We start from the raw sequence: 12,728 nt of genomic DNA, 5'->3' as shown, positions 1-12,728 counted from the left end.
TCTTACCCCTCCGCGCCCTGGGTGCTCGTGATCGACGCCTGCCCACCGGCCGGCTGCGGCACCCCGATCAGCTTGCCGTCGGGCAGCCGGATCAGGGCCGGCTCCCCCGACTCGACCAGCCCCAGCTTGCGGGCCTGGGCGGCCAGGTTGCCCGGCGCCTCGGCGTCGGCGATCTGCTTGGTCAGCTGCTGCTGCTCCACGTCGAGCTTGGCCTGCTGCTCCTGAAGCTCCAGCAGCCGGAAGGCGTTCTCGTTGATCTTCGTGTTGACCGCCAGGATGCCCAGCACCCCGCCGACGACCAGCATCACGACCAGCGCCGCGAACGGCGCCCGCGGCACCCGTACCGGCGGCGGCGGGGCGACCCGCAGCTGCGGCGTCACCGCCCGCTGCGGCTCGGTGACCCCGGCCCGCTCGACCGGCCGCAAGGCGGCGTTGCCCTCGGTGCGGAACTCGCGCGCCCCCCGGGCGCGAGTCTGCTCCAGCGGGCTCATCCGCTCCGTACGCCGGGTGGTGTCCCCGGTCCCCCGAACCCGCTCTGCCGCGATCCGGCCCCCCGACCGCGGTACGCGCTGCCCGGCGCCGGCGATGTTCCGGCGCTTGTCCACGTTCATGTTCCCTCCCCCTCTTCGTCCGTCGTCTCCCCCGGGCCCGGCTGCGGACCCGTTGCGGATCCGGTGGCCGATCCCGTCCCCGGTTGGTGCATCGCCTTGACCCGGCGGCGGTACCGTTCGCGGTCGGTACCCCCCTGCTGCCGGGCCTGCGGGTCGATCCGTTCCGCCGCCCGCAGCCGCACCGAAGCGGCCCTCGGGTTGGCGGCGACCTCCGCCTCCCCGGGCAGCTCCGCGCCCCGGCTGAGCAGCCGGAACGTCGGCTCCGACCCGGGCAGTTCGACCGGGAGGTCGACCGGGCCGGTGCTACGGACCCGATCGGCGAGCGCCTGTTTGGTGAGCCGGTCCTCCAACGAGTGGTAGGACATGACCACCAGACGACCACCGACCGAAAGCCTGTCCAGGGCCGCCGGCAGCGCCGTCTCCAGCGCCGCCAGTTCCCTGTTTACCTCGATCCTTAAAGCCTGAAACGTTCTCTTAGCCGGGTGTCCACCGGTTCGTCGGGCTGGTGCGGGTATGGACTCCCGAACCAGCTCGGCCAGTCGGGCCGAGGAGGTGATCCGGTTGCGCTCCCGCTCCCGGATGATCGCCGAGGCGATCCGTCCGGCGAACTTCTCCTCGCCGTACACCCGCAGCACCCGGGCCAGGTCCGGATGGGCGTACGTGTTGACCACCTCTTCGGCGGTCACCCCCCGGGTCTGGTCCATCCGCATGTCCAGCGGCGCATCCTGCGCGTACGCGAACCCGCGGTCGGGCGCGTCGAGTTGCAGCGAGGAGACCCCCAGGTCGAACAGCACCCCGTCGACACGCGGATAACCCAGCCGGTCCAGCACCTCGGGCAGCTCGTCGTAGACGGCGTGCTCCAGGTGGATCCGATCGGCGAAGCGGGCCAGCCGCACCCGAGCGTGGGCCAGTGCCTCGGTGTCCCGGTCCAGGCCCACCAGGATGGTCTCCGGATGGGCCAGCAACACCGCCTCGGCGTGGCCGGCCAACCCCAGGGTCGCGTCGACGTGCACGGTGCGACCGCCTCGGCCCAGTGCGGGGGCCAGCAGCTCGAGACACCGCTCAAGCAGCACCGGCACATGCGTGCCGCGTAGCTCCCCCATGTCGACCCCCACTGGCTTGACCTTGTTGTCTTCTGCGTTCTGCTCGTCGGACGACGCCGTGCCGTCATACCGCCAGATCCCCATCCGCTCCCCGCCCGGCCGTCGGGCCACAGCCCTCCGTGTCGGATCGTGCCCCTGGCACCGGGGAAGGGATGCCAGGAACTCGAAAGCGGCTGGAGATCTCGCAGTACGTCGGGCGTCGTCACGCCCTACAGACCGCCGGGCAGCACCCCTTCCTCGATGTCGGCGAAGTCGTCTTCGCTCTCGGCGAGGTAGGTCTCCCAGGCGACCTTGTCCCAGATCTCCACCCGGGTGCTCGCGCCGATGACCACCAGGTCCCGGTCGAGCCCCGCGTAGCTGCGCAGGTGCGCCGGGATGGTCACCCGGCCCTGCTTGTCGGGCACTTCGTCGTGTGCACTGGCGAAGAAGACACGGCTGTAGGCCCGGGCCGCCTTGTGTGTCATCGGCTGTGCACGCAACTGCTCCGCGATGCGCTGGAACTCCGGCGTCGGGAAGACGTAGAGGCAGCGTTCCTGCCCTTTGGTGATCACGACACCCCCCGCCAGCTCATCCCGGAACTTCGCCGGAAGGATCAACCGGCCCTTGTCGTCCAGACGAGGAGTGTGGGTGCCGAGAAACATCGGCCCAACCCCCTCGCCCTTTAGCGGCGTTCGCGCGCCGCTGACCCCCCGGGCCGGTGGGCCCTCCCGGCCTCACCAATGCGCCCCACTCTACTCCACTTCCCTCCACCCGCAACCAGATTGGACCGCGTGGCGCGCCATTCTGGACGACAAAACCGCACGTCAGTCGGGGTGGAGGGGAGTGGAGGGCGCAGCGGGGTGCGCGACCGGGTCCGCTATCCGACATAGATCCACTCCGGTCGGCCGAACGGCACCGGCCGCATCGCCGACAAACCCCACCCGAACGGATCGGCAATCTGACCCATGCCATGGTCCGGTAACCTCGCTCGCGTGACGGACGCGAAAATGCCCCTACGGGCGAAGGTGGCCAGTTCGGTGTCACGAACCGCCGCGGCGCTGTCCCGGGCGGCGGGCCGCGGCGACGGCTCGGTGATCGGCGGTTGGATCGGATTGAAGATCGATCCGGACCTGCTGGCCCACCTCTCCGCCGGACGGGCCATCGCGCTGATCTCCGGCACCAACGGCAAGACAACCACCACCCGACTGGCCGCCGCGGCCGTCGGGGTGCTGGGCCGGGTGGCCACCAACTCCTTCGGCGCCAACATGCCCACCGGCCACACCTCCGCCCTGGCCAAGGCCGGCAGCACCCCGTACGCGGTGCTGGAGGTCGACGAGCACTACCTGGCCCAGGTGATCGAGGCGACCGACCCGCACGTGGTGGCGCTGCTCAACCTCTCCCGCGACCAGCTGGACCGCGCCAAGGAGGTCGCCATGATGGCGCAGCTCTGGCGCGCGGCACTGGTCCGGCACCCGGACATCCGCATCGTCGCCAACGCCGACGACCCGATGGTGGTCTGGGCGGCCACCCCACCGGCCACCCACGACCAGCGGATCAACCCGCCGCACGTCACCTGGTTCTCCGCCGGGCAGCGCTGGCACGACGACTCCTGGGTCTGCCCCGAGTGCGGGTCCACCATCCAGCGCTCCGGGGAGCAGTGGTGGTGCACCGGATGCCCGCTGCGCCGGCCCCAGCCGCAGTGGACGGTCGACGAGGAAGGCGTCCTGGACCCGACCGGCGCCTGGTACAAGGTCAAGCTCCAGCTTCCCGGCAAGGTCAACGTCGGCAACGCGGCCACCGCCCTGGCCGTCGCCGCCGAGTTCGGCGTCCGCCCCTTCGACGCGGTTCCCCGCCTGGCCGACGTCACCTCGGTAGCCGGGCGGTACGCCCAGGTCGTCCGGGACGGGCGTACGGTCCGGCTGCTGCTGGCCAAGAACCCGGCCAGCTGGCTGGAGGCCTTCGACATGGCCGAGCTGGCGCCGACACTGCTGTCCATCAACGCGCGGGACCCCGACGGGTTGGACACCTCCTGGCTGTTCGATGTCGACTTCGCCCCGCTGCGGGGACGCCAGGTGCTGATCACCGGCGACCGGGCGTACGACCTGGCCGTCCGGCTCGACGTCAACGACGTGCCCTTCCAGCACGTACGCACCTTCGACGACGCCGTCCGGGCGGTGCCACCCGGGCGGTTGGAGGTCATCGCGAACTACACCGCGTTCCAGGACATCCGAGCGGAGTTGGACCGTGTCAACTGAGACCCTGCGCATCGTCTGGATCTATCCCGACCTGCTGTCCACCTACGGCGACCGGGGCAACGTGCTGATCCTGGCCCGGCGGGCGCGCCAGCGCGGGTTCCCGGTCGAGGTGCTGGAGGTCCGCTCCGACCAGCCGTTGCCGAACACGGCCGACATCTACCTCATCGGTGGTGGCGAGGACGGTCCGCAGGCCCTCGGGGCCCAGCGGCTGCTCGCCGACGGTGGGCTGCACCGGGCCGTGGCCCAGGGTTCGGTGGTGTTCGGGGTCTGCGCCGGCTACCAACTGCTCGGCACCTCCTTCTTCGCCAAGGGCACCCAGTACCGCGGTCTGGAGCTGCTCGACCTCAGCTCGGACCGGGGCGCCAGCCGGGCGGTAGGCGAGCTGGCCGGGGAGATCGACGCCCGGCTGGGCCTGCCGCCGCTGACCGGCTTCGAGAACCACGGCGGGCGTACCCAACTGGGCCCCGGGGTCTCCCCGCTGGCCCGGGTCACCGCCGGGGTCGGCAACGACGGCGCCACCGAGGGGGCCTGGCGGGGCAAGCTGCTCGGCACGTACTCCCACGGGCCGGCGCTGGCCCGCAACCCGGCCCTGGCCGACCTGCTGCTGCGCTGGGCCACCGGCGCCCAGCAGTTGCCGCCGCTGGACGACACCTGGGCCGACCGGTTGCGCGCCGAGCGTCGGGCTGCGGTGGCGGCTGCCGCCCGGCCATGATCCCGGACGGGCGGCGGCCCGGACGAGGTGTGCTGCGGGCCGTCGTGGCGTCGTCGAAGCTGCGGTTCGGGACGCTGGTGTTCCTGCTGGCCGGGTTCGGGGTGATCCTGCTGCTGACCCCGCTGCCCGACCCGGCCACCCTGCCCCACCTGGCCGATCGGCTGGGTGGGTTCGCCCCGGTCGCGGCCGTCCTCGGCGGGGCACTGCTGCTGGTGGCGCTGGTGCCGCGTACCTTCATCACCCTCGCCGCCGGCGCGATCTTCGGGATGCTGCCCGGTGCCCTGTACGCCCTGGGGGCCGCCCTGGTCGCGGCGGCGGCCGGCTTCGCGGTCGGCCGGCTGCTCGGGCGGGACTTCGTCGCCGAACGGGTACGCGGCCGGCTGGCCCGGCTGGATCGCTGGTTCACCCGGCAGAGCGTGTTCGGGGTGATCACCGTACGGCTGCTGCCCATCTCCGGGTTCGGCCTGGTCAGCTACGGCTACGGCACCACCGGCGCCCGGCTGCTGCCCTTCCTCACCGGCAGCGTGCTCGCCTCCGCGCCCACCGCCTTCGGATATGCGGCCCTCGGCGCCGCCGTCACCAGCCCCGGCGGGATCAACTGGTACGCCGCCGCCCCGGCCGCCCTGGGCTTCATCGCCAGCGCGATCCTGGTCGCCCGGTGGTGGCGCGCCGAACGCCGCCCTCGATCCGACGTCCGCTGACCGCCGCGCACAGCTCGGCAACTTCAGGGATAGTGCTGCCTCCGGAGGCGCTGAGGCAGCACTATCCCTGAAACTGTCGCCCGCACCCGGGGTCGACGGCGGGTCAGCCCGGCGGGGTGATCAGGCCGGTTTCGTAGGCGGCGATGACCAGGTGTACCCGGTCCCGGGCGCCGAGCTTGCTGAACAGCCGAGCCACGTGCGCCTTCGCGGTCGCCACACTGATCACGAGTTGCTCGGCGATCTCGGCGTTGGACAGGCCCCGACCGACCAGGGCGAGCACCTCGCGCTCCCGGTCGGTGATCCCGGCCAACGACCGCGAGCGGGACGCCGCTGCCGGCTGGCGGACGAACTCGGCGATGAGCCGGCGGGTCACCCCGGGGGCGATCAACGCGTCCCCGGCGGCCACCACCCGGATCGCGGCGAGGATGTCCTCCAGCGCCATGTCCTTGACCAGAAAACCGCTCGCCCCTGCGCGTAACGCGCCGTGCACGTGCTCGTCGTCGTCGAAGGTGGTGAGCACCAGCACCCGGGTGGGACCACCAGCAGCGATGATCTGGCGGGTCGCCTGGATGCCGTCCGTGCCCGGCATCCGCAGGTCCATCAACACCACGTCGGGCACCACCTCGCGGGTCAGGCGCACCGCCTCGGCGCCGGTACCGGCCTCCCCGACCACCTCCATGTCCGGCACGTCGGCGATCAGCACCCGCAACCCGGCCCGGACCAGCGGCTGGTCGTCGACGAGCAGCACCCGAACACTCACCGCCGCACCGCCGCACCCGGCAACTCGCCGCCGGTCGTGTGATCACCGCTGGTCGGGGCTGTGTCGATCGGTCGGGCAGGGTCCGGCGGCTCGCCGCCGTCGGTCGGTACGGAGAGCGGCAGCTGGGTGGTCACCCGGAAGCCGCCCTCGGGTCGGGGGCCGGCGTGAAACCGGCCGCCGAGGGCCTGGACCCGCTCCCGCATCCCGATCAACCCATGCCCCTCGACGCCGATCGGGCCACCCCGGCCGTCATCGACGACCTCCACCGCGACCAGGCCGGGAACACACCGCACGGTGACCCGGCAGAAGTCGACGCCCGCGTGGCGTACCACGTTTGTCAGCCCTTCCTGAACGATGCGGAACGCGGCGAGGTCGACCTCCGGCGGCACCGGGCACTCGCCGTACCGACGCAACTCGACCCGGACCCCGGCGTCGGCCGCCGCCGCGACCAGCCGGTCCAGGTCCGCCAGGCCGGGGGTCGGAGCCAACGCCGCCGCCTCCCCCGCGCCGCGACGGAGCGTGCCGAGGGTACGCCGCAGCCCGGCCAGAGTCTCCCGGCTGGCCGCCTCGATGGTGGCCAGCGCGGCCCGGGCCTGCTCCGGCTGGGTGTCGATCACCCGGGCGCCCACGCCCGCCTGGATGGCGATCACCCCGATGCTGTGCGCCACCACGTCGTGCAGTTCGCGGGCGATGCGCAGCCGTTCGGCGGTGACCGCCTCGGCGGCGGCGTGCGCCCGCAGCGCGGTCGCGTGCTCGCGCCGCGACCGCACCGAGTTGCCGAGTGTCCACGCCGTCGCGACGGCCAGCCCGGAGAGCAGGGCCTGATCCACCGGTTCCACGCCGCTGTTGACGAAGGCCACCAGGATCTGCGTCCCGAGCACCACGACGGCGGCGAGCCCGGACATCCGGCGGGACCGGTTCGCGGCGATCACGCCGAGCGCCGCGTCCACCGCGAGGAACTGCACGGTGAAGAGCCGGCCGAGATATCCCTGGTCCCCGCCGTGCACCGTGACGCTGGTAAGGGTCGCCCCGACCAGCATCAGCCCCAGTCCGGTGAGCGGCCGACGGCGCAGCAACGCCGCCGGCAGGGCCACGATCAGCAGCGGCACCAGGTACCGCTCGGGCAGCCACCAGCCCAGCACGCCGATCCCGTTGCCGGTCGTCGCCGCCGGCGGCGCCATCACCCAGAGCAGCGGCAGGATGGCCACCCCGGCCCAGACCAGCACCACCCGCACCGCCGACAGGGCGGTACGCGACCGGATCCGGGCGGTGGCCTCCACGCGCACACGGTATCCAGCCAGGCACGGTGTGGGCATCGGCCCACGGGCGTACGCCCGTGGGACAGTGCCCGGCGCGGCGGTGTGGCCCGCGAGCCGATGCCGCGCGACCCGGTCTTCGGGAGGGTAGGCATCATGATCGAGCTTGATGGCCTGACCAGGCGGTACGGGCGCACCACCGCCGTCGACGACCTGACCCTGACCGTACGGCCGGGTCAGGTGACCGGCTTCCTGGGCCCCAACGGCGCCGGCAAGTCCACCACCCTGCGCATGGTCCTCGGGCTGACCGAGCCGAGCAGCGGCACCGCCACGGTGGGCGGCGTCCGGTTCCGGGACCTTCCCCGCGGGTTGCGGCACGTCGGTGCGCTGCTGGACGCGGGCGACGTGCACCCTGGGCGCAGTGCCCGGGCCCACCTGGCGGCGCTGGCCCGTAGCAACGGCATCGGGGGCGGGCGGGTCGACGAGGTGCTGGGCCGGGTCGGCCTCGACAGCGTGGCCGACCGCCGGATCGGCCGATTCTCCCTCGGCATGCGGCAACGCCTCGGCATCGCCGCCGCCCTGCTCGGGGACCCGCCGGTGCTGCTGTTCGACGAGCCGTTCAACGGGCTGGACCCGGAGGGGGTGCGCTGGGTACGGAAGCTTTTCCGGCGGCTCGCCGCCGAGGAACGTACCGTCTTCGTCTCCAGCCACCTGATGAGCGAGATGGAGCACTGTGTCGACCGGCTCGTGGTGATCGGCCGGGGCCGGTTGATCGCCGAGGAGTCCCTGGCCGAGTTCGCCGCCCGCGCCGGTCGGTCGGAGGTGGCCGTGCGTACCCCCGATCCGGCGTCGCTGGTGACGGCGCTGACCGCCGAGGGTGCGGCCGTACGGTCCGATCCGGACGGGACGCTGGCGGTGACCGGGGTGACCGCCGAGCGGATCGGCGAGCTGGCTCTGGGCCTGCGGATCCCGCTGCACGAACTGACCACCCGCACCGCCTCGCTGGAGGAGGCCTTCATGGCGCTCACCGCCGCCGACGTCGAGTACGCCGCAGGGGAGGGCCGATGACCACCGGGGCCCCGACCCGCACCGCGCCGGCACGGACCCGGCAGCCGGCCCGCTTCCGTGACCTGCTCGCCGCCGAATGGATCAAGCTTTGGTCGTTGCGCTCGACCTGGGGCGCGTTCGCCCTGATCCTGCTCGCCATGGTCGGCCTGGCCGTGCACGCCGCGCTGGCCACCCAGGCGGGCTGGCCGGACTGGCCGGCCGAGCGGCGGGCGGTCCGCTCCCCGCTCTGGGACGCCTTCCCCACCGAGGCACAGATGTTCGTCGTCCTGGCGGCCAGTGGCGTCGGCGCGGTCTCGATCGGCGGCGAGTACGCCACCGGGCTGATGCGTACCACCTTCGCGGCCGTTCCCCGGCGCGGCGCCGTGGCCGCCGCGAAGCTGACCGTGTTGCCCGGGGTGCTGACCCTGCTCGGGCTGCTCGGCGCGGCGGCGGCCTTCACGGTGTCGCAGGCGATCCTCGCCGACGTCGGCGCGAACATGTCGATCGGCGACCACGGCGCGCTGCGCGGTCTCGCCGCCTCCGCGCTGCTGGTGCCGCTCTGCGCACTGGTCGGCATGGCCCTGGCGGCGCTGACCCGGCACACCGCGCCCGCGATCGTCACCGCCGCCACAGTGCTGCTCCTGCTGCCCACCGCCGTCAGTGCCGACGAACGCTGGAGCGCGCTGCTCCGGCAGGCCATGCCGATGCCGGCCTGGCAGCGGCTGATGGAACCGACCGGTCCCCCGCCGTGGATCAACGACCCCTACCCGGCCACCGTCGCCTGGTCCTGGACCACGTACGCCGTCTGGGCAGCGGTGGCCGCCATGGTCACCGTGCTCGCGCTGCACCGCCGCGAGCCGTAACGCCGCGCGTCGGTTCGCTCGGTGTTTGTTAAGAAGGGGCCCTTCCTCTACACGAGGCGTTAGGAAGGGCCCCTTCCTTTCACAGCACCACGGAGACCATCCGGCCGGCGATCACGATGACCTTGCGGGGGTCCTTGCCGGCCAGCACGGCGGACACCGCCTCCAGTGCCTGCTCCCGCACCGCTTCCTCGGTCGCGTCGGCGGGGACCTCGATGCGGCCCCGGACCTTGCCGTTGACCTGCACCGGGTAGGTCACCGACTCGGCGACCAGCAGGGCCGGGTCGGCTACCGGGAAGTCCGCGTAGGTCAGGGAGGTGTCGTGGCCCAGTCGCCGCCACAGTTCCTCGGCGATGTGCGGGGCGACCGGCGCCAGCATCAGCACCAGCGGCTCGGCCACCTCACGGGGGGTGGCCGGCAGCCGGGTCACCGCGTTGGTCAGCTCGATCAGCTTGGCGATCGCGGTGTTGAACCGGATCGACTCCATGTCGCCCCGGACCCCGTCGATCACCTTGTGCAGCAGCCGTCGGGTCGCCTCGTCGGCCGGGGTGTCGACCACCCGGGAGGCCCCGGTCTGCTCGTCGACGATGGCCCGCCAGACCCGTTGCAGGAACCGGTACGAGCCGATGACCGCCCGGGTCTCCCAGGGGCGGGACACCTCCAGCGGCCCCATCGACATCTCGTACACCCGGAAGGTGTCGGCGCCGTAGGCGGCGCACATCTCGTCCGGGGTGACGATGTTCTTCAGGGACTTGCCCATCTTGCCGTACTCGCGGTTGACCTGGACGTCACCCAGGTAGAAGCCGCCGTCGCGTTCGACGACCTCCTCGGCGGGCACGTAGGCACCCCGGGCGTCGGTGTACGCGTACGCCTGGATGTAGCCCTGGTTGAACAGCTTGCGGAAGGGCTCGAAGCTGGACACGTGGCCCAGGTCGTACAGCACCTTGTGCCAGAACCGGGCGTACAGCAGGTGCAGCACGGCGTGCTCGGCCCCGCCGACGTACAGGTCCACCCCACCGCAGTCGCCCTCGCTGCGCGGGCCCATCCAGTACCGCTCGTTGTCGGCGTCGACGAACCGCCCGTCGTTGGTGGGATCCAGGTAGCGCAGTTCGTACCAGCAGGAGCCGGCCCACTGCGGCATCACGTTGGTCTCCCGGGTGTACCGCTTGGGCCCGTCACCCAGGTCCAGCTCCACCTCCACCCAGTCCCGGCGGCGCGACAGGGGGGTCTCCGGGTCGGTGTCGGCGTCCTCCGGGTCGAAGGTACGCGGGGAGAAGTCGTCCACCTCGGGCAGCTCTACCGGCAGCATCTCCTCCGGCAGGGCGATGGCGGTGCCCTCGGCGTCGTACACGATCGGGAAGGGCTCGCCCCAGTAGCGCTGCCGGCTGAACAGCCAGTCCCGCAGCCGGTAGGTGGTAGCGCCCTGACCGTTGCCGGTCTCCTCCAGCCAGGCGATGATCCGGGCCTTGGCGTCGGCCACCCCCAGCCCGTCCAGGTCCAGGCCGCGGTCGGGCGCGGCGCTGTTGATGGCCGGCCCCTCCCCGGTGTACGCCTTGCCCTCGAAGCCCTCCGGCGGGGCGACCGTACGCACGATCGGCAGTTCGAAGACCTCGGCGAAGTCCCAGTCCCGCTCGTCCTGGGCGGGCACCGCCATGATCGCGCCGGTGCCGTAGCCGGCCAGCACGTAGTCCGCGATGAAGATCGGGATCTGCTTGCCGGTGACCGGGTTGGTGGCGTACGCCCCGGTGAAGACCCCGGTCTTCTCCTTCGTGTCGGCCTGCCGCTCGACATCGGTCTTGGCCGCCGCCGCCTTGCGGTACGCCTCGACCGCGCCCCGGGGGTTGGCGTGCCCCCCGGTCCAGGCCTCCCGGGTCCCCTCCGGCCAGGCGGCCGGCACCAGGGCGTCGACCAGCTCGTGCTCCGGGGCCAGCACCATGTAGGTGGCCCCGAAGACGGTGTCCGGCCGGGTGGTGAAAACAGTGATGCGGGCTTCGCCCGCAGAATCGGAATCACGGGTCGCGGCCGGGAAGGAGATGTGGGCGCCGGTGGAGCGGCCGATCCAGTTGCGCTGCATCAGCTTGATCGGCTCGGGCCAGTCCAGCTTGTCCAGGTCGTCCAGCAGCCGGTCACCGTAGGCGGTGATCCGCATCATCCACTGCTTCAGATTGCGCTTGTAGACCGGGAAGTTGCCCCGCTCGGAGCGCCCGTCGGCGGTGACCTCCTCGTTGGCCAGCACGGTGCCCAGGCCGGGGCACCAGTTCACCGGCGCCTGCGAGATGTACGCCAGGCGGTGGTCGTCGATGATCGACCGCTGCTCGGCGGCGGACAGCTCACCCCACCCACGCCCGTCCGGGGTACGCCGGGTGCCGCCGGCGAACTCGGCGGTCAGCTCGCTGATCGGGCGGGCCCGATTGGCGTCCCGGTCGTACCAGGAGTTGAAGATCTGCAGGAAGATCCACTGGGTCCAGCGGTAGAAGTCGGTGTCGATGGTGGCCACCGACCGCCGCTGGTCGTGGGCCAGGCCCAGCCGACGCAACTGCTCCCGGTACCGCTCGATGTTGGCCTCGGTGGTGGTCCGGGGGTGGGTGCCGGTCTGCACCGCGTACTGCTCGGCGGGCAGGCCGAAGGCGTCGAAGCCCATCGCGTGCAGCACGTTGCGCCCGGCCATCCGCTGGTAGCGGGCGAAGCAGTCGGTGCCGATGTAGCCCAGCGGGTGCCCGACGTGCAGGCCGGCGCCCGAGGGATAGGGGAACATGTCCAGCACGTACAGCTTCTCCGCGCCGGACCGCGGGTGGGCCGCATCGGCCAGCGGGCCGGAGGGGTTCGGCGCGTGGAAGGTGCCCTCGCGTTCCCAGACGTCCTGCCAGCGGCGTTCGATGTCGTCGGCCAGGGTGGCGGTGTACCGGAACGGTGGCGTGTCGCTGGTCGGGGTGGCTGCCTCGGTCATGCCGCCCCACCTTGATGAATCGCTCGCTGCCGCTCGCTCATGGCCTTCTCCTCGCATCGCTCGGCGGAGTCTGTCGGAGTGCTGGCTGGTCTCGGGTCTGTCTCGCCGGGCCCACCCCCGAGGGCCGGCGGCGGGCACGAAAAAGCCCCTCACGCAGGAGGGGCCGCCGTGCTGTCGCGCGTTCAGCGCATCAGCACGGCTGGGTAAGCAGGAAGACTCCGGCCATGTCCGGCAGTGTACCGCCAACCGGTACGAGCGCGTCGTGCGCCACCCACCCGGCCCCCCATCACCCGAGAAGAACCAGCGATATGCGCTGCGTGAGTGACAAACGTTGCGTAAGCCCTCAAACACCTGCGCAGGTCGGCGTCGGCGACAAACATGGTTAGCCTGAGAGGCCAGTGAGATTGTTGCGGCAGACGAGGCTTGCACGTCGCGAACCCAACGGCGGGGCCAGGTGCTCTATTCAGAGCTGCCGTGATGGCGACGAGGAGGAGGCC

General features: G+C 72.1%; 11 protein-coding genes. 5 read left to right on the top strand and 6 right to left on the bottom strand.

Annotation, left to right across the window (positions count from 1 at the left end):
• Positions 1 to 2 precede the first annotated feature (2 nt).
• The 3 genes from OIE53_RS02035 to mraZ form a co-directional block, all read right to left on the bottom strand.
• A complete protein-coding gene (locus OIE53_RS02035; protein ID WP_327024843.1) occupies positions 3 to 611 on the bottom strand; it encodes a hypothetical protein in 609 nt (202 codons plus the stop codon).
• Positions 608 to 1,714: a 16S rRNA (cytosine(1402)-N(4))-methyltransferase RsmH gene (gene rsmH / locus OIE53_RS02030; RefSeq protein WP_327027033.1), complete on the bottom strand. Its 1,107-nt coding sequence runs from the start codon at positions 1,712 to 1,714 to the stop codon at positions 608 to 610. The genes OIE53_RS02035 and rsmH overlap by 4 nt, the downstream gene beginning before the upstream one ends.
• A 209-nt stretch (positions 1,715 to 1,923) precedes the next feature.
• Complete coding sequence (gene mraZ, locus OIE53_RS02025) at positions 1,924 to 2,355, bottom strand: division/cell wall cluster transcriptional repressor MraZ (RefSeq protein ID WP_111246328.1); 432 nt, start codon at positions 2,353 to 2,355, stop codon at positions 1,924 to 1,926.
• Positions 2,356 to 2,700: 345 nt separating this feature from the next.
• Between mraZ and OIE53_RS02020 the strand changes: the two genes are divergently transcribed.
• From OIE53_RS02020 to OIE53_RS02010, 3 genes are read left to right on the top strand one after another with little or no spacing between them, the layout of a single operon-like run.
• A complete protein-coding gene (locus OIE53_RS02020; protein WP_327027031.1) occupies positions 2,701 to 3,948 on the top strand; it encodes a MurT ligase domain-containing protein in 1,248 nt (415 codons plus the stop codon).
• Entirely contained in the window at positions 3,938 to 4,660 is a 723-nt protein-coding gene (locus tag OIE53_RS02015) for a type 1 glutamine amidotransferase (protein WP_327024841.1), read from the top strand. The genes OIE53_RS02020 and OIE53_RS02015 overlap by 11 nt, the downstream gene beginning before the upstream one ends.
• Positions 4,657 to 5,361 (top strand): TVP38/TMEM64 family protein, encoded by a 705-nt coding sequence (locus OIE53_RS02010; RefSeq protein WP_393338339.1) that lies wholly within the window; start codon positions 4,657 to 4,659, stop codon positions 5,359 to 5,361. The genes OIE53_RS02015 and OIE53_RS02010 overlap by 4 nt, the downstream gene beginning before the upstream one ends.
• Before the next feature lie 103 nt (positions 5,362 to 5,464).
• Here OIE53_RS02010 and OIE53_RS02005 read toward each other — a convergent pair whose 3' ends face one another.
• Together OIE53_RS02005 and OIE53_RS02000 are read right to left on the bottom strand one after the other, a co-directional pair.
• Positions 5,465 to 6,121, bottom strand: a complete 657-nt coding sequence (locus tag OIE53_RS02005) for a response regulator transcription factor (RefSeq protein ID WP_327024839.1) — start codon at positions 6,119 to 6,121, stop codon at positions 5,465 to 5,467.
• Entirely contained in the window at positions 6,118 to 7,401 is a 1,284-nt protein-coding gene (locus OIE53_RS02000) for a sensor histidine kinase (RefSeq protein ID WP_327024838.1), read from the bottom strand. The genes OIE53_RS02005 and OIE53_RS02000 overlap by 4 nt, the downstream gene beginning before the upstream one ends.
• A gap of 132 nt (positions 7,402 to 7,533) precedes the next feature.
• Between OIE53_RS02000 and OIE53_RS01995 the strand changes: the two genes are divergently transcribed.
• Positions 7,534 to 8,445 (top strand): ABC transporter ATP-binding protein, encoded by a 912-nt coding sequence (locus tag OIE53_RS01995; RefSeq protein ID WP_327024837.1) that lies wholly within the window; start codon positions 7,534 to 7,536, stop codon positions 8,443 to 8,445.
• Positions 8,442 to 9,287 (top strand): hypothetical protein, encoded by an 846-nt coding sequence (locus tag OIE53_RS01990; protein ID WP_327024836.1) that lies wholly within the window; start codon positions 8,442 to 8,444, stop codon positions 9,285 to 9,287. The genes OIE53_RS01995 and OIE53_RS01990 overlap by 4 nt, the downstream gene beginning before the upstream one ends.
• A 79-nt stretch (positions 9,288 to 9,366) precedes the next feature.
• Here OIE53_RS01990 and leuS read toward each other — a convergent pair whose 3' ends face one another.
• Positions 9,367 to 12,231, bottom strand: coding sequence for a leucine--tRNA ligase (leuS, locus tag OIE53_RS01985; RefSeq protein ID WP_393338344.1), 2,865 nt, complete (start codon positions 12,229 to 12,231; stop codon positions 9,367 to 9,369).
• Positions 12,232 to 12,728 lie beyond the last annotated feature (497 nt).

Source organism: Micromonospora sp. NBC_01739, assembly GCF_035920385.1.
Taxonomy (GTDB): domain Bacteria; phylum Actinomycetota; class Actinomycetes; order Mycobacteriales; family Micromonosporaceae; genus Micromonospora.
The sequence above is the reverse complement of the archived record's forward strand: the minus strand, read 5'-3'. Positions and strand labels throughout refer to the sequence as shown.